The sequence below is a fragment of the Coprococcus phoceensis genome (assembly GCF_900104635.1).
GTDB classification, from domain to species: domain Bacteria; phylum Bacillota; class Clostridia; order Lachnospirales; family Lachnospiraceae; genus Faecalimonas; species Faecalimonas phoceensis.
This window is the reverse complement of record NZ_FNWC01000007.1, coordinates 1,047,897-1,065,427: the sequence shown is the minus strand read 5'-3', so window position 1 is coordinate 1,065,427 and position 17,531 is coordinate 1,047,897. Positions and strand designations below refer to the sequence as shown.

Sequence of the window (17,531 nt, the reverse complement as noted above, 5' to 3'; positions counted from 1 at the left end):
AGTTAGATGAATAACTTTGAGATTATTAAATTAAATAATGTAGAAGATAATATACTTATTGTTATGAAAACTAGCGAGCCTCCTTTTGACTTTCTTAGTGAAATGGAGGAAGCACTTCGTAATATACAGTATTTGGGGTATGTTACGATTGATGAACTATTACACAGTGGGAATACGGAAGAACGGTTTATTCAGGGCTTTTTTAATGGGAATTCTTTTGAAAATGGAAAATTCAAATTTACTGTTATTGAAAAGAAGAGTAAATTAAGAGAGTACGCTTGTGAGTTTTTGCGTAAAGATATAGAACTTCTTCATTTTACAGGCTTAACAGGCAGACAGCAAAGATTAATTGAATGTGGTTGTGTAATCTAAATACCTAATACGGAATTATGATAACATAATAGTAGAAAATTTGATGAACTTATAAGAAGGCATTATCGCTGAGTCGGTAGTGCTTTTTTATTGGAAGAATTAAGGATATTTTTTCCTGCTATAAAAGTTATCAAAAAGTGATCTGTATTCTATAATATCTTGAGTAAAAAAGTGGATGAAAAAAAGGAATTTTTCACAAAAAATATTGCACATATCATATTGACGGTGTACAATATAACGAAAGATACTTTAGCGCTCTGATTGAGTAAGGGTGTATGTAAGTTAAGAAAAATAGAACAAAATTTTTTCTTGGAAAAACAAATGAAGGAGGAGCCCATGTGAAAAATAAGATTGTTAAAGCAGGAGTAGGAATACTGATTCTTGGATGTTGTTTGGGTGGAGGCTATTATGCAGGGAGTAAAACAAATTCTGATGACATAAAACCTGTTGCTGTAGTAAAAGAAGATAAACCTGTAAAAGAAAAATTATACGATACAAATTTAATTGCGATTGTTAATGCTGACGAAGGAATTCAAAAAGAGGACAAAGTGGTAAGTTACAGTCAGTCTTTGCTAGGGACATTAACTCTCCCATATGAAATAACAGGTATTGAAGATGCAAAACAAGGATTAGAAAATGGAAAATATAGTGCATACATGATTTTACCTGGAACATTTTCAGCATCTGTTGAGTCTATCAATACAACACCACAAAAAGCAGTTTTAGAATATGCAATTGCTCAAAATCTCACGCAAGAGGCTCAGGCAAAAGCTATTTATTCAGTTGGAAATACTTTTACAACCTTAAATAATGGTATTAGTGAATTATATCTTTCTTCCGTTTTAAGTGAAGTGCACAAAGTACAAGATGCTGCAGGCATAATTAAAGAGAATGATATTCGAGATTTAAAAGCTCTAGGGGAGGTAAGTGGAGATGATTTGACAGAAGCAATTCAATTACCAGAACTAGCATCTGTAGATAAAAAAATTGAAATCTTAGATCTTATTCCACATTATGAGGAAGAAGATAAACTTCTTGCTGAAATTGATAAAACCTATCAAGATTCTTGGTCAAAGGGAGAAGAACAATTTAACAATACCATCAAAACACAGTCTAATGGTTTGACAGCAAGTCTAAATAATAATGATGGTGTGAATGCAGAATACGAAAAAATGTTAACAATGCATGGACAGGAAATGGAAATCCCGAAATATGAGGATGATACGGAAGCCGAAAAAACTGAAGTTTCAGGTCATGTTGACAGTATTCAAAAGAATTTGAATGAAATCGAAAAGATAAGTGCACTAAAGAAAGATTTCGATGAACTAAAGGGAAAACAGTCTGTGGCAGATGAGAAAAATGGCAAAATTCAAACTTCTTATGACGAGATAAAAGAGAAGTTAAGAGAGTCCATTGTACGTGAATGGACTGAAGAAGAAGGAAGAGTTGCTTGGACGGAATACCAGGTTTATAGCAAACAAAATGTGGATGCTTTTTTACAGGGACAAGAAGCGGCAAAAATTGCATATGCAAACCAGAAGCTACGAGAATATTATGATAGTCTTCTGCTAAGTGAAAGTTTTCTTGATTATAAGGGTTCCTGGATTGATATGTATAAAAAATTGAGTGCTTTGGACCCTGATACATATCCTGCAAAAAGCGACGAAGAATTGAATGTGATGGTAGATAGTTCGATTAATTTACCAGAAGAAGAGCCGATTCCACCTGCTGAAACAGTATCGTTAAATCCAATTACATTCCGTGCAATTGGATATACTGCAGGAATTGAAAAACCTGATTGGGACACACTTCAATTTCCAAACTTAGAGCAGACTACAATCATGGATGATGTCAATGGTATATTAAGTACTTCTAAAAAATATACAGACAAAAGAATGCAAGAGATAAATAACTCTAGAGACCGGTTGGTCGAAAAGGATGCGTCTGTTCGTGAATCATTAAGTACATTTGATAATGCCTATAGCAGTATGCTTATTGCACAAGGTGCTTTGGAAAAATCAATTAATGATTATTCACCAAGTCAATACTTAGAAAACGAGATAATTCAGGGGTTGCAACAATCTTTAGGTAAAAATCAAAATACTATTCAAGAGAAAATAGAAACTCAGAATAAACAGTATGAAGATTATGTAGAAAAAGTTTACACAACATCTGAAGAAAACACAAAGAAACAAGCAGAAAGTATTGAAGCTGGGGAAAAAGCATCTAATGAAAAATTGGAGACTAATCTTGCAAATGCAAAAAATTCAAAACAGACAAGTTATGAAGATAATAAAAGAATGCTAAACGATATTGGTGGTATACTGCCATATTCTAGACTTGGAACACAGGAAAATATTTTGGCATACCGGTTTATGTCAGAGCCGTTGGCTGTAAATGATTTAACGGTTGTCAAAAATGATCCTATTGAAACAGAAGAGGTAAACAATAATATACCAGAGAGCAAGATGGAGAAGGAAAAACCAGAACAAAAAAATATTTCTGTAATGGTAATTGCGATTCCAATTGTACTTATTTTGCTTTGCGTGGGAGTCTATATAGTTTTAAGAAAAAAACATAGTGATTCCCAAGAGGATCATTTATAAATATGTAAAAACAGGTTGATTGTAGTACGCAATAGGAAACAGCCACAAGAACAGATTCTGGCTATGCAGTGTACAAACAGGAAAGGCAAGGAAGATGGTTACTTTATATATAGAGCCATTTTCCTTGCTTTTCTTTTGTTAGGCGATATCGGTTAATACTTTACTGATTTGCAGGGAACCCACTTTTTCCAGTAAATCAGTATGTTCTATCTGGATTTTTGAAACATGATCAATTAGTTTCATCACACGTTATAAAGACGAAAATGTTTCCGCAACATATATAAACAAAGGGGAAATATCTATTTACAGTACATTAAAGGTATGATACGAATAAGCTATATTCAAGTTTAGAGATGTATCAGAACTGTTCGGCATTTCCAATATGTTTGATTCGTTTATCTATTTTGTAGCGCCCTTTATATATATTGGAAAAGAACGCAAAATTTTGTTGTTTTTTTGGAATTATAAGAAAAAGATACGAAATAAGAGCTGAATATATCAAAAAAATAGTTGATTTGCACAAAAAATCTTTAAAAATATATTGTCAAATAGAGGAAAAAAGTGTAAAATATAGAAAAAAATACTTGCGAAAATCGCATTAGACCTGAAGGCATAAAGTTCTTTGAACTTTATAGTTTTTCATTACTTTCAAAGGAGGAAAAAAATATGTTACGTGTGGATTATGAAGCATTAGCAGCTGGCTCAAAAACTTTGCAGGATCAGGGAGCAATTTTTGAAGAATGTATTGACAGAATGCGTCAAGTGATCGAAGGACTTCCAGATGTTTGGGAAGCAGATACAAGTAAACGTTATGTGGAACAGTTCCAAGAAGCAGAACCGGGACTTAGAAATGTTAGACAGATGATTGAAGATATGGCCATTCAGATGCAGAAAATTTCTGATAATTTTGCACAGGCAGATAGTGATATGGCTGGACAAATGTAACATCAGTAATAGAGTAAAAGAGGAAGCCGCCAAAAATGGCGGCTTTTCTAAAAGGAAGGGAGGAAAATGCATATGGAAGGACAGGAAAATATGCAGTCCCAACCAGGGTTAAATTTAGATACAGAAATATTGCAAAAAAAAGAAAACATAAGCACATCGTTATGTGACCGTTTTGGCATTCATATGTACACATTGGAATTTATGGAACATGAGAAAAGATACCAAGAAAAACAGCAAGAAAAAGAAGATGAGATTTTTTCCAATGTTTTAAATAATCCAGAAAAGGAAATGACAGATACTGCATTCAAAAGAGTCATACAGGCTGAAACAACCGCAGTAATTAAAGCAGAATATAATGAGAATAAGGCAACCAGTAATCCATATATAAATATAGCCTATGGAATCTTAGGAGCGATACTGGCAGGAACAGTTCTCTTTTTAATAGAAAGATATAGGAGAAAACGGAATGAAAATTACCATAACTATCAAAAATGAACAAGATGGAAAATCTTATGATGTTTCTCTAGATAATCGGCAAAAAATTGCAACCACATTGAAAGTAATGAGCGAAAATCTCCCGGAGTTCATGAATGGAATCGGAACCAATCCGGCGGTACAGTCTGAACGGACAAGTCGGCACTTGAAGTTAGAATCCACCTATGAAGAATCTCATATTTATACAGGCGATATAGTGGTGATTTCACAAAGAGAAAAAGAATAGAGAGGGACTGATGAAGATGGGAAAAAAGAAGGATGAAAAAACATGGATCAAAGGTGAAGAGACGCAGCAGAAGGCTACCTATTTGAAGGAAGAAATTAAAAAGTCTTCGATGCATGCAAAAGATAGTTATGATTATAAAAAACTTTGTGTGGATCGAAGGGGGCTTCTGCCTTGTAAATATGAAGAGGACAGAGAAGATTTATATTTTTATTATGATATAGAAAGAATGAGTCCTTTTCAAGATGTAAAAGTAGAATCACGAGAGAAAAAATATCAAGTATTGATTAACTTTTGCTTGCTGAAAGAGCTACAGACAGATTTTGTTTTGAAACTGACTGTAGATAATCTGTATTATGATGAAAATGGATTATTATATCTGAAAGAACGAGACATTTATGGACGTGGCGAAAAACCAAGTGATCTACAATTTGTTAATGCCTATAAAAGCTTTGTTGCAGGTGTTTTGGGAAGTAAATATTCTGTCACACAAATCCAGGAAAGTGGGATTGAAATCTGCAGAGAAGAAAAGTGGTTTGAACCCATCTATCGTTGTGAAACATCAGAAGAGATTGCAGATATCTTGCGAAAAGTGAGAGAAGATTATCTTTTAGAACAAAAGCGGGAGATGCAGAATGTAAAGAAATCTACGTATTCAATATGGAGAATTGTAGCCGTTATTACATTGATCGGAACCTTGCTTGGCGGTGGATATGCAACATATCTTTCTATTAAAACTGTTCCCGAGCAGAAACAATTGCTTGCAGCAAATGAGGCTTTTATTCAAAAAGATTATAGAACTTGCGTGGATAGCTTACGAAATGTGGAACCATCTGAAATGGAAAAGAATACACTTTATATTTTAGCATATTCTTACGCCAATATGGAAAGCTTTCGTCAGGATGAAATGAGAAATATTATTGATAACCTGTCGATAAGTAGCAATTCGAAGATTTTAGAGTATTGGATACGGATAGGAAGGCTGGAAACAAAAAAAGCGGAAGAAATTGCCCTATCGCTGTCTGATGATAAATTACTAATTTATGCATATATGAAAGAGGCAGACGATTTAGAGAATAATACACAGATAGATGGTTCAGAGAAGAAACAGAGGTTGGATGAATTAGAGGGGCAGATAGAAAAACTTGGCGATAAATATGAGCCTCAAGAGGAAGAAAATGTAGAGAATATTAATAAAAATGTGCAGGAGGATACTTCCATAGAAGAACAGCAGACACAGGATACCACAGATACTGCACAGTAGTGTGTTCTAGATGTTACAGGAGGAAAAAGTATGGGAAGTCTTTCAGATGATAGGAAAAAAAGAGATGAAGAACGCAGAATTGCCGGACTCAAAAAAGAGATTCAAGATTTAGAAGTAGAACTAAAAGAATATGAGGCCGCAAAAGAAAAAGTACAGAATGCAAAAGCTAATTGTAATACAGAGGTTACCAGTTGGCAGGAAACCGTTGGAAAATTTGCGCAAAAAGAAATAAAGCAGCCGGATGTTTTTGAAGGCGAGATGGCGAACAAATTAGAAACATACATAGACGATGCGAAGGAGGAAAATGATAAGGGCATTGAGAAAGCAGCGGAGTTGGTAACAGAATTAGGTACACAAATTGATAAAATAAATGAAAAAATTTCTTTCCTTAATAATAGTATTGACTATAAAAGAAGTTTGATATAAGGAGGTAGAGAGATGGCTAATAAAATTGCAATAAATGATGAGGACTTTACTTCATTAGAAGAAAATTTAATAGCAAAGCATAAAAGTATAATTGAATTAGTCGGAAATGTTGTAAAACAACTCCAAGATTTGAGTAGAAGAGATGGCGAATTTTATACGGACTCTATCTCTCCTAAAGTACAACTTTTGTGTGATGAATTAAATGATGCCAAATCATCTATGGAAGAAATCTATTCTGCACATACAGACATTATTTCCAGTTTTAAATCCGCGGTTGCAGATTTGGATACATGTTGTTAGGAGGGAAAACAATGACAAACAACATTCATGTAAATTCGGATAGTGTTATATCCATTGTGGGTGCAACAATAAAAGGTATTGAAAATATACAAGAGGACGTAAATGATGCATATTCATCACTTATAGATTTATTATCCGATGCATCTGGCGAAGAAGTGGATGCATTGCGTGAACAATTAGAAACAGAAAATAACTTAGCGATTGCGCTGTGTAATACTTTGACAAAATTTTCGAACAGTATCCGTTTTGCTGCTTCTGAATTTACAGAACTGGATTCCACAGGAGCTAGTCAGATGGGAAATAAATAAAAAGAGAGGTGGAATAGAATGAAACGAGTGTTCCAGGTAAGCGAGATCACAACGCTGTGCAATGAACTGAAAACATTGTTAAACGGGTGCAAAACCCATATTTCGAACATGAAAACTTATGCAGAGCAGGCAGATGAGGCACTTGCAGAAGTGCCTGGCGAAGTACGTCATTATGGGGCAGTTTCCAGTGTTTCCGAACTTCGCAGTGCCTTAAAAACAGAGAAGATGGAAGAGGCACTGACCAAACTGGAAAACTGCAGACAAAGAGCCTGCGAGCTGATCCCGGCAGCGGATACAGACTATGCAGCCCAGACCAGGGAGCTTATGGGGGTCACGAAAAACCTGCAGACACTTTTGGAGGAAATGGAGCAGTTTTTGATCCATACTCCGCTTACCACCGATTATTCCGCCTTTAAAAAAGCCTTTGAGGAAGTACAGGCAAGATGGAACAAGGTAACGGAAAATGCAGAGAAGGCAGTGGAGAAACTGATGGCGAACATTAAAGGAGCGGAAACCATCTGCCATGCCTTTTCCAAAGACCCGGTAAACCTAAGCACCGGAAACTTTATCTATGACCGAACTGATCTGGAGGTTGGCGGAAGGGAGCCGTTTGTGTTCCGCCGGTTTTACAATGCCATCAACGGTCGAGAGGGTGTGCTTGGAAAGGACTGGAACCATAATTATGAAGTACATCTGGAGTTTACAGATGGGGAAGCGGTGCTTCTCAGGGAAGACGGGAAAGAGGAACGTTTTTTCTGGGAGAAGGACCGCTATCTTTCTTTGTTTGCCAGTGAGGGAACATTGGAGAAAGCAGAAGACGGATATACGTACCGTACCAGGGAACAAAAAGTCTATCGCTTTGACAGGGAAGGAATGTGTCTGGAAACGGAGACCCTTTTGGGCGGCCGAGTAACATTTACGTATGAAACGGAAGCACCTTTCCATCTGGTAAAAGCGGAAAAGGACACCGGGGAATTCTTTGCCTTTTCCTACGGAGCAGATGGCATGCTGGAACGTGTGGAAGACCATGTAGGAAGATGCCTGTCCTATCAGTATCAGGGGGGACTTCTGAAGGAAGTGACGCTTCCGGATGGGAACACTTTCCGCTATGGCTATACCCCGCAGGGAAAACTGGAGCAGGTGGAGAACCAAAGGGGAATCGTGACGGTGGAAAACTTCTTTGATGAGGAACACCGCACCACCTTACAGAAGTTCCCGGACGGGACACGGATGTCTTATGTATATGATGCAGAAAAGAAGGCCGTAGAACTTACGGAACGGAATGGCAGCCGGGTGATCTATGTCCATGATGACAAGTACCGGGATGTGAAGCATATCCACAGCAACGGGGAGGAACGTTTTGCCTATAACCAGAATAACCAGAAAACTCTGTATGTGGACCGGCTTGGAAATAAGACCCAGTATGCCTATGATCCGGCAGGAAACCTGGTGCGCGTGATTGATGCCCTTGGGAACAAGACGGAGATCCGGTATGGGGAAAAGAACCAGCCAACCGGGATCAGGATAAATGGAAAGGATAAACTGTGCGGGGAATACGACGCACAGGGAAGGCTTGTAAAAACCAGGGATGCCCTTGGAAATGAAGTGGAGATCACCTATACGGAAGCAGGGTGGCCGCAGACCATCCTGCAGGCAGACAAAAGCCGGATCACACTTTCCTATGATGCAAAGGGAAATATCACAGCGATCGAAGATGCACAGGGAAATATGACCCAGTATGGGTATGATACCCTGAACCGGATGGTGGAAAGTACCGATGGAAAAGGGAATGTCACAAAGTATGCGTATGATGTGATAGGAAATGTGACCTGCGTGGAAAATGCGGAGGGAAACTGCCAAAGCTATGAATACAATGCAAGTGGAAAAGTAACGAAGGTGACAGACTTTGACGGGGCGAGCATCCAAAGGGAATACAATGTCTTAAACCGCCCAAGCAAGATCATTGATAAAGAAGGAAGGGAAACCCTCCTGACTTATGACAGCATGTGGAACCTTGCAAGGGTGACAGCACCGGACGGTGCAAGGACTACCTATCTTTATAATGAAGAAAACCTGTTATCCCGGATCAAATATGCAGACGGGGCAGTGGTACGCTATACCTACGATGGAAACGGGAACCGGACCGGGGAAGAAGATGAAAACGGGGCGAAGACCACGTTTGTTTATGATGCCCTTGGAAGAGTGGTGGAAGTAAACGGAGAAGAAGGACTCCATTATGCCTACCGGTATGATGGGGAAGGAAATCTCATAGAGGCAGAAGATGCCCTGGGCAATACCGTATCCATGGAATACGATGGAAACGGGAACCTGGTGAAAGAAACCAACGTCCTTGGGGAGAGCAGACATTATACTTATACCCCGTTAGGCGATGTGGAGAGCATCACCGATGAGGCAGGGCGTACTACTTGTTACCAGTATCAAAAAGGCGGACTATTAGAAAAAATCCAATACTCAGATGGTACAGAAGAAGCCTTTACCTATGATGCCAACGGAAACCTGGAAACCCATACCCTTGCCACCGGGTTTGTGCTGCGTTATGGATATGACAGCATGGACCGGATCACGGAGATCACAGGAAGTGAAGGGGAGAAGAAATCCTATACTTATGATGCCCTTGGAAATGTGACTTCCATGACAGACGGGGAGGGAAACACCACCCGGTATGCCTATACCTTAAGCGGGCGGCTTGCAAAAGTAACGGATGCCCTTGGAAATGAAACCGAATACCAGTATGATGCCTGTGACCGGCTCATCGAGATCCGCCAGTATGGTGCAGAGGGAAGCCTGAAGGAAGATACAGAAGGATCCGGTATGGATACAGACCTTCTGGAAGCAGAGAAACAGAATGGAAGAAACCGGCTGTGCCAGGTCACCCGTTATACAAGGAATCTGCGGGGACAGGTCACAGAAACCATGGATGCCCTGGGACAGAAGGAAGTTTATACTTATGATAAGAAAGGGCAGCTCCTTAGCAAACTGGATAAGGAGGGTTACCTGACAAAGTATGCCTATACAAAACAGGGAGATTTATCCGGTATCCAGTATGCGGACGGAAGAGAAGTGAAACTGTCCTATAACCCGCTCCGGCAGCTTTTGGAGGTGCAGGACTGGTTAGGAAGTACAAAGATCACTCCCGATGCACTGGGAAGAGCACAAAAGGTACAGTACCCAGACGGAAGGGAAGTATCCTATACCTATGGAAAAGCAGGAGAAAGAAAAAGCATGACCTATCCGGATGGAAAGACGGTCTTCTATGGTTATGATGAGCAGCTCCGTCTTTCAGAGTTAAAAGAAGGGGACAGCGTCATCACGTATGCGTATGACCCTCTGGGCAGGCTGTGTGAAAAACAGTTCCCCAATGGAACAAAGACCACCTATGCTTATGACAAAAAAGACCAGCTGACAGAACTGGTACATCAAGACCAAGAAGGAGTCATTGACCGTTATACTTATCTGTATGACCTTTTGGGAAACAAGAGTGGCATTACAAAAGAGAGAAGAGGGCTGGAGCGTGAGAGCGGACACTACCGCTATGGTTATGATGCACTGGGCAGGCTGGCAGAAATCCAAAAGGACGGGCAGATGCAGACCCAGTATGGGTATGATGCCTTTGGAAACCGGACATGGAAAGAAGAAAGCGGGGAAAGGACTTCCTACCAGTACAATGTCATCAACCAGATGGTAAGCGAAAAACATGGAGAGCTCTTAAAAGCATATAGCTACGATAAGAGAGGAAACCTAACCGGCATCCAAGAAAATGGGGCATGGAAAAAACAGTATGTCTATGGTGCAATCAACCGTCTGGAAGAAGCGGTGGATGCGGCAGGAAAACAGGCAAGGTATCAGTACAACGGACTGGGACACCGGGTAGGAAAGCAGGAAGGTGTCCTTCCAAAAGAGAAGCTGGAGAAACTGGATCCGCAAAGCAGGATTGGCATGGAAATCGGAAACAGCCGGCAGATCACCTATACCCTGGACCTGACCAGACAGTATTATAACCTCCTGGAGCGGACAGAGGAAAACCGAAACCAGAGATACTTCTGGGACGGGAACGTGGCAGCGTATGAAGAAAATGGGGAACGGAACTATTACCTTCAGGACGAACTGGGAAGTCCGCTTCGGATTGAAGACAGTGCCGGAATTCTCAAAGAGAGTTATGGATACGGAGCCTTCGGGGAAGACCTGTATCAGAACCAGGGGAAGATACAGCCGTTTGGCTATACGGGATACCAGAGAGATGAGATTGCAGGGACGTATTATGCTCAGGCGCGAGAATACCTAGTGGAGAGCGGTAGATTTTTAGCTTGTGATAGAGTAAAAGGTTCATTTATAGAACCCATAACTTTAAATGAATATGTATATTGTTATAGTAATCCATTTTATTTTGTGGATCTAAATGGTTTATGGATTACAGCAGTAATAGGAGGAATAGCAGGAGGAATTTTTGGCGGTATTTCTCAGATAGTTACAGACATTGCTACAGGAGAAAAACCGTCCTTGAAAAAAACAGTATCAGCTACAATAGGAGGTGCAGTAGGTGGTGCGGTTGCAGGGACTGGTGCAGGAGCAGCTTGGGCGGGAGCAGCGAGTGGAGCCACATCAACTTTTGTTGAGGGGATTTGGGACATGGCAGACGGAACCACTAGTTTTACGGTGGACTCAGTGCTAACACTTATGATAAGATCAGGAATAAGTTCAGGAATAGCCAGTGCGTCAGCAGGAATTTTTGATAAATTTACAAGTAAGTTTACAAATAAAATGGGAGAGAAGTTATTAACTAAATTTTCGCTTCATGATTGGAAATTTAAATATGAGTATCATGATAAAAGAATACGGGCGGGTTCTTTTAAAGTTTTAACTAGTTTAAAAATGTATGGAAACAAATTTTTCATGGTAGAGAGTATAAAAGGAATGCCAGACACAATTCTAGGTGCTTTGAAAGATGCAGTGACTAAATGGAGTGAAAAAATGGGAAAGGAAGTGGATTGGAAGAGCGTTGTTCAAAATATAAAAAGTAATATGAATAATATATGGGAAAATATATTGAAAATCAAAGAGGAAATAATAAATTGTGATATAGCATAATAATATTATTTAATTTAAATGATAAAGATGTTATTATGGGTGAAAAAATATCAATCAGAGAAAAAATTATATTTATAAAGCGTATTTGAAATATTATAGTAAGATTTGTACTGTGTATGAATCATTTAGAGAGAATATTAGGAGAAATATAAAGTAAGAAAGTGCAGGGAAAGAATTATGGATGAAGTAATTGTGAAATTGTATGTAGAAACTTTATTGATAACGGTTATGGTTGCTATTTATTTAATCTCAGCGTTGAAAAAAAAGAGGTGGATTTGCTGGGAAAAAATGGCACCAGATATAAAGCAAATGGTTAAAAGAAATGAGAAAAGAATTAATATAGTATTGAAATGCACAATAGGATTATTTTTGGGGATTATATTTATGTGGCGTGTGATTCCAGCTATAAAAGATTTTCCTAACGTGATGCAAGAAGAATATTTAGAAGCAGAGGGAGAAGTAATAGAATGGGATTATGGTAGAGAGACTAGAAGAAGATCAAGAAGTATTGCAATTATAGACTCTAAAACAAATAGAAAAGTAAATGTGGTGGTTTATAGTACTGGAATTTATGAAGGGGAGCGTTTAAAAGTGACATATTTACCTAATAGTAAATTTGGAATTGTGGAGGAGAGAAAATAATGAGAATAGAATGGTTGTTTTTTATGACATTGGTATTTGGAATTATATCGATGGTGACAAGAAAAAAATATGAAGTAAAAGACAAGGAAAATCAATTATATTTTCCACCAGTTTTTTGGAAAATTCTGTATATTTGTTTTGTGATTACAATAATTTTCTCGGCTATAATGATGTTTATGTACAAAGATGTAGGGATATCTGTTTTTCTTATTATAATGGGATTAATTAGTGTTTCAGCAGGATGGGTGATAGGGAGATATAAAGTAATATTAGAGAAAGATGAACTAATTATTATGCATCCTATAGGTAAAAAAAGATGTATTCCGGTTTCAAAAATTAAATCTATAGAAAGAAATTCTAATGGTGGATTTAAACTTATTATAAAAGGAGAAAAGACGATAACATTAGACGCTATGCTTATAGGAATTGAAGGCTTTATAGAGGAACTTTACAAAAAATGCAGTTAAAAGTGTATTATACATAAAGTAAAGTAAATATGATAAATTTCTATAAATGATATTAGAAGACACCATACGAAAGGAGAAAGAAATACATGGAGAGAAAGAATACATCCATCAGAACATACAAAAGAAAGCCGCAGATTTGGTTTGGGACAGAAGCGGATTCATTTTCTTACGACTTTGTATGGCATCTTCCAATACAGATGTGCCTGGATGGAGAAATCTTGAACTTAAAAAGAGAGGGAAATATCAAAGTTTTTCTGAATAATCAGATTGTAAGTGGCAATCAGATGATCATCAAAAACGGAGACCAGATACATATTGAAGATTTTAGGATTACATTTTTCAAAGAAAAACTGGAAGTTCAATCAGATATAGAGTATTTTGAAACAACCTTACTTCCAGAACGACAGGAAGAAGAATATTTTGAGGGATTTCCTTTTTATAAACGTTCTCCAAGAGTTGTATATCAGAGAAAAGAGGAGAAGGTAGAAATTAAAGCTCCTCCAAGAAAAAAAGAGATGTCAAAAGGGAGTCTGGCACAGTTGATCATCCCGCCCCTTTGCATGATGGCACTTACGATTGCCATGGGCGTATTGATGAAACGTGGTCCTTATATGTACATGACGGCAGGAATGACCGCTATTACCCTAATTTTTTCTATTCAGAGATATGTAAGTGAAAAACGGAATATCAAGCAGGAAAATAAAGACCGGGAAGTGATGTATGATGAATATCTTCTTCGGAAACGAAAAGAAATCAAAAAGTTGAGGGAAGAAGAACGGGAAGCGATTGATTATCAGACACCGACACTTTCTATGCTGCAAGATATGGTATTGGAATATAGTAGCCGTATTTACGAACGTTCCATCTTAGATGATGACTTTTTAAAAGTAAATTTAGGATACCGGAAAGGCGAGTCCCAGATAGAAGTTTCTTACGAAGATAAAGAACTGGATATGACAAAGGATGAACTGATTGAATGTGCCAAGAAAATTCCAAAAGAATTTAAAAAAGTAGAACAGATTCCCGTAGAGATTGATCTGAAAAAAGCACATTTAGGTCTGGTTGGAAGTAAACGGAATATCCATGATCAATTAAAATATATGCTTGCCCAATTAACTTTTTTCCAAAGTTACCGGGAGTTACAGATTGTTTTTATCCATAGCGGAGCATATACCGAAGATTTCCAGTATATGCGCTGGTATCCGCATCTGCGGTTGGAATTTATCAATGTAATCGGAGAAATTTATTCGGAGCAGATCAGGGATCAGATATTGGGAAGTATCCAGCAGATTTTAAAAGAGAGAAAACTAAAACAGGAAGAAGAGAAAAAAGCACACATTTTCCTTCCGTATCTGCTGTTTATCATTGATGAACCAAAACTGATTTTAAATCATGCTATTATGGAATACTTGCAAAGCAGGGAAATGGAATTAGGGTTTAGTATGATTTATACTACCGATCAGAAATCGAATCTCCCTGAAAACATCAGAACAATCTGTATTTTAGACAACTCAGAGGAAGCTCATCTTTTATTAGAGGAAGGGGAAAGGAAGAACCTTCGGTTTGAAGTACAACACACAAAAGGAATTCCTCTAGAAAGAATGGCAAGGGCATTAAGTCCTTTGATCCATGAGCAGGGGATTACTTCTCAGGTGCCTGATAAACTGACATTTTTTGAAATGTATGGTGTCGATACGCCGACTCAACTGGAAGTAGAAAAACGGTGGGAGTCTCATAGTGCTTATAAAAGCCTGGCAGTTCCGATTGGTGCAAAAGCGGAGAATGATTTCACCGAACTGAACCTGCATGAAAAGGCACATGGACCGCATGGTCTTGTGGCAGGTACAACAGGTTCCGGTAAATCAGAAACCATTCAGACGTATATACTTTCTCTTGCTGTGAATTTTCATCCTCATGAAGTCGGTTTTCTTTTGATTGACTATAAAGGTGGAGGAATGGCAAACCTGTTTGCAAATCTTCCGCATTTATTGGGGACAATTACAAACTTGGATAAAGCAGAGAGTATGCGGGCGATGGCATCCATTAAAAGTGAACTGGCACGCAGACAGCGTATTTTTGCAGAGTATGGTGTAAACCATATTAATGATTATCAGAAATTATTCCGTATGGGAAAAGCAGAAGAACCTCTTCCGCATCTGTTTATCATCAGTGATGAGTTTGCAGAGTTAAAGAAAGAACAGCCGGAATTCATGGCAGAACTGGATTCCACTTCACGTATCGGACGAAGCCTTGGAGTGCATTTGATTCTGGCAACACAAAAACCATCAGGAGTAGTAGATGATCAGATTTGGAGTAACTCAACATTCCGTTTGTGCTTAAAAGTACAGAATGCAGCGGACAGTAAAGAAATGCTTCATACGGCAGATGCTGCAAACATCACACAGGCCGGACGTGGATACTTACAGGTTGGTAATAATGAGATTTATGAATTGTTCCAGTCCGCATGGAGTGGCGCTTCCTACGGAACAAAAGAGGAACAAAAAGAGGAAGACGACAGGGTATATCTGCTGAATATGCTTGGACAGGGAGAAGCCTTAAATAAGGATTTCAGTGGCAGAAAGGAAAGCCAGCAGCTCAAGAAAAGTCAGTTGGATGTTGTAGTAGAACACCTTCAGCAACTTTACGAAGAAGAGCATTGTGTCAAAGTGAAAAAGACCTGGCTTCCATCTCTGGCATTTCAAATTGCATCTCCATATTTGATGGAAATTCAGGACAGTGCCGGTTTCAAGAAGGTTGATTTGAAATTAGGGATTGGTATGATGGATATCCCTGAAGAACAGGCACAGACGGAATATGTCCTTGACTTTGAAAAAAATGGACATCTTTTATATCTGTCTTCCAGCGGATATGGAAAAACGATGCTGCTGACGCAGATTATTTTAGGATTATCTGCAAAGAATGCAGTGAAAAATCTGAATTTCTATATTTTGGATCTCGGTAACAGTGGAATGATCCCATTAAAACAGCTTCCCCATGTTGCGGACTATATGAATATAGACCATGAAGAAAAAATCGGAAAATTCCAAAAATTGATTTTAGAGGAAATCAAAGAGAGAAAGAAGAAACTGGCACGTGCTATGGTACAGAACTTTTCGGTTTACAACGAAACACAGGCGGAACCATTAAAAGCCATTGTGATTGTCATAGACCAGTATGAAGTGGTAAAAGAACTGGGAGAAGCTGTTGAATCTTTCATACAAAAAGTATCTAGAGACGGGGCAGGGCTTGGTATTTATTTGGCAGTAACGACTTCCAGAGATGGGGCTATGAGAAGTGCAGCCAGAAACAATTTCAAAATGAGAATCGGTGGTTTCAATTTTGATGAAAGTGAACTTTCTTCTTTTGTTGGACGGAGTTCCTATAAGCTGCCGGAAGAGCATAAAGGAAGGGCGCTTGTAAAAACAGACAGCATCCATGTGATGCAGCTATATACTCCCGTTGTGTTTGAAACAGAAAAAGAATACAATGAAAAACTGAAAGCACTTATTTTTGAACTGGATCAGAAGTCTTCGGAAGAAAAGGCAAAAGAAATTCCAGTTATGCCGGAAGAACTTACGGTGTCAATGCTTCCATCCTACCCAGGATATGAAAAGACAAACCGGAAAGTACCAATTGGATTGGATACGGATACTTTACAGATGTACTATCTTTCCATGGAACAGACACCAGCCTTTGTAATTGGAAATGCAAAAACAGGCAAAACAAATGTAATCAAAAATATGCTTTCTATGGTTTCGGGTGAAAAGGTATATCTCTTTGATAATAAGAGTCATGAACTTGCTGCTTACCAGTCAAGAGAGAATGTAGTTTATGCAAGTGATAAGAGTACGGTTGCAGATGCCTTAAAGCAGATTGAGGAAGATATTTTTGAAAGAAAAGAAGCGTATGAAGAAGCCAAATTGGATGATGTTTCTTTAAGCATCGAAAGCTTTGCCAAAACACTTCCGCCAATTTATGTCATGGTAGACATGCTTCAGGAATTGTATGATAATGTGGCGGAAGATAACAGTATGATTGATATTTTGGAAGAAGCTGTCCGTTATGGTATTTATGTCCTTGTAACTTCAGAATTTAAGGTAAAGAAAATGACAAGAAGCAAGTTCATAGAAATGCTCTTGGCAAGCAGGGAAGTCCTGATTCTTGGAAATATCAAAGATCAGTTACTGTTTAGTTATACGGGAGTTCGGGAAGAAAATCGGAAAGTGGAATTTGGTTATTACCACAATGCAGGAGTTAATCGGAAAGTGAAATTAATCCTGCACAAAGAAATATCATAAGGATAAGAAAGAAACAGGATATTGCATACAGATATGAAGTTGCAGTATCCTGTTTTGTATATATAAAAACAAATGGTAT

At 38.4% G+C, this 17,531-nt stretch carries 13 protein-coding genes; all 13 read left to right on the top strand.

Going from position 1 to position 17,531, the window contains the following annotated elements; translation table 11 throughout:
- The first annotated feature begins 6 nt into the window (after nt 1-6).
- The 13 genes from BQ5364_RS08835 (at nt 7) to essC (ending at nt 17,452) form a co-directional block, all read left to right on the top strand.
- Complete coding sequence (locus BQ5364_RS08835; RefSeq protein ID WP_071144096.1) at nt 7-372, top strand: type II toxin-antitoxin system RnlB family antitoxin; 366 nt, start codon at nt 7-9, stop codon at nt 370-372.
- Nucleotides 373-710: 338 nt separating this feature from the next.
- A complete protein-coding gene (locus BQ5364_RS08830) occupies nt 711-2,978 on the top strand; it encodes a YhgE/Pip domain-containing protein (RefSeq protein ID WP_071144095.1) in 2,268 nt (755 codons plus the stop codon).
- Between the two features lie 666 nt (nt 2,979-3,644).
- Nucleotides 3,645-3,923, top strand: a complete 279-nt coding sequence (locus BQ5364_RS08825) for a WXG100 family type VII secretion target (RefSeq protein WP_071144094.1) — start codon at nt 3,645-3,647, stop codon at nt 3,921-3,923.
- A gap of 72 nt (nt 3,924-3,995) precedes the next feature.
- The gene (locus BQ5364_RS08820) at nt 3,996-4,418 is read left to right on the top strand and encodes a hypothetical protein (RefSeq protein WP_071144093.1); all 423 of its coding nucleotides are present in this window, start codon (nt 3,996-3,998) and stop codon (nt 4,416-4,418) included.
- Complete coding sequence (locus BQ5364_RS08815) at nt 4,390-4,644, top strand: hypothetical protein (protein ID WP_071144092.1); 255 nt, start codon at nt 4,390-4,392, stop codon at nt 4,642-4,644. The genes BQ5364_RS08820 and BQ5364_RS08815 overlap by 29 nt, the downstream gene beginning before the upstream one ends.
- Before the next feature lie 16 nt (nt 4,645-4,660).
- On the top strand, nt 4,661-5,905 hold the full coding sequence (locus BQ5364_RS08810; protein ID WP_159431679.1) for a type VII secretion protein EssB/YukC: 1,245 nt from the start codon (nt 4,661-4,663) through the stop codon (nt 5,903-5,905).
- 30 nt (nt 5,906-5,935) lie between these two features.
- Nucleotides 5,936-6,331, top strand: coding sequence for a hypothetical protein (locus BQ5364_RS08805; protein ID WP_071144090.1), 396 nt, complete (start codon nt 5,936-5,938; stop codon nt 6,329-6,331).
- A gap of 12 nt (nt 6,332-6,343) precedes the next feature.
- Nucleotides 6,344-6,631 (top strand): hypothetical protein, encoded by a 288-nt coding sequence (locus BQ5364_RS08800; RefSeq protein ID WP_071144089.1) that lies wholly within the window; start codon nt 6,344-6,346, stop codon nt 6,629-6,631.
- Between the two features lie 11 nt (nt 6,632-6,642).
- Nucleotides 6,643-6,939, top strand: a complete 297-nt coding sequence (locus BQ5364_RS08795; protein WP_071144088.1) for a hypothetical protein — start codon at nt 6,643-6,645, stop codon at nt 6,937-6,939.
- Nucleotides 6,940-6,957: 18 nt separating this feature from the next.
- Nucleotides 6,958-12,045, top strand: a complete 5,088-nt coding sequence (locus tag BQ5364_RS08790) for a DUF6531 domain-containing protein (protein ID WP_071144087.1) — start codon at nt 6,958-6,960, stop codon at nt 12,043-12,045.
- 177 nt (nt 12,046-12,222) lie between these two features.
- Entirely contained in the window at nt 12,223-12,687 is a 465-nt protein-coding gene (locus tag BQ5364_RS08785) for a hypothetical protein (protein WP_071144086.1), read from the top strand.
- Nucleotides 12,687-13,154, top strand: a complete 468-nt coding sequence (locus BQ5364_RS08780) for a hypothetical protein (protein WP_071144085.1) — start codon at nt 12,687-12,689, stop codon at nt 13,152-13,154. Before BQ5364_RS08785 ends, BQ5364_RS08780 begins: the two co-directional genes overlap by 1 nt.
- An 86-nt stretch (nt 13,155-13,240) precedes the next feature.
- Complete coding sequence (gene essC / locus BQ5364_RS08775) at nt 13,241-17,452, top strand: type VII secretion protein EssC (RefSeq protein ID WP_071144084.1); 4,212 nt, start codon at nt 13,241-13,243, stop codon at nt 17,450-17,452.
- The last annotated feature ends 79 nt before the right edge of the window (nt 17,453-17,531 follow it).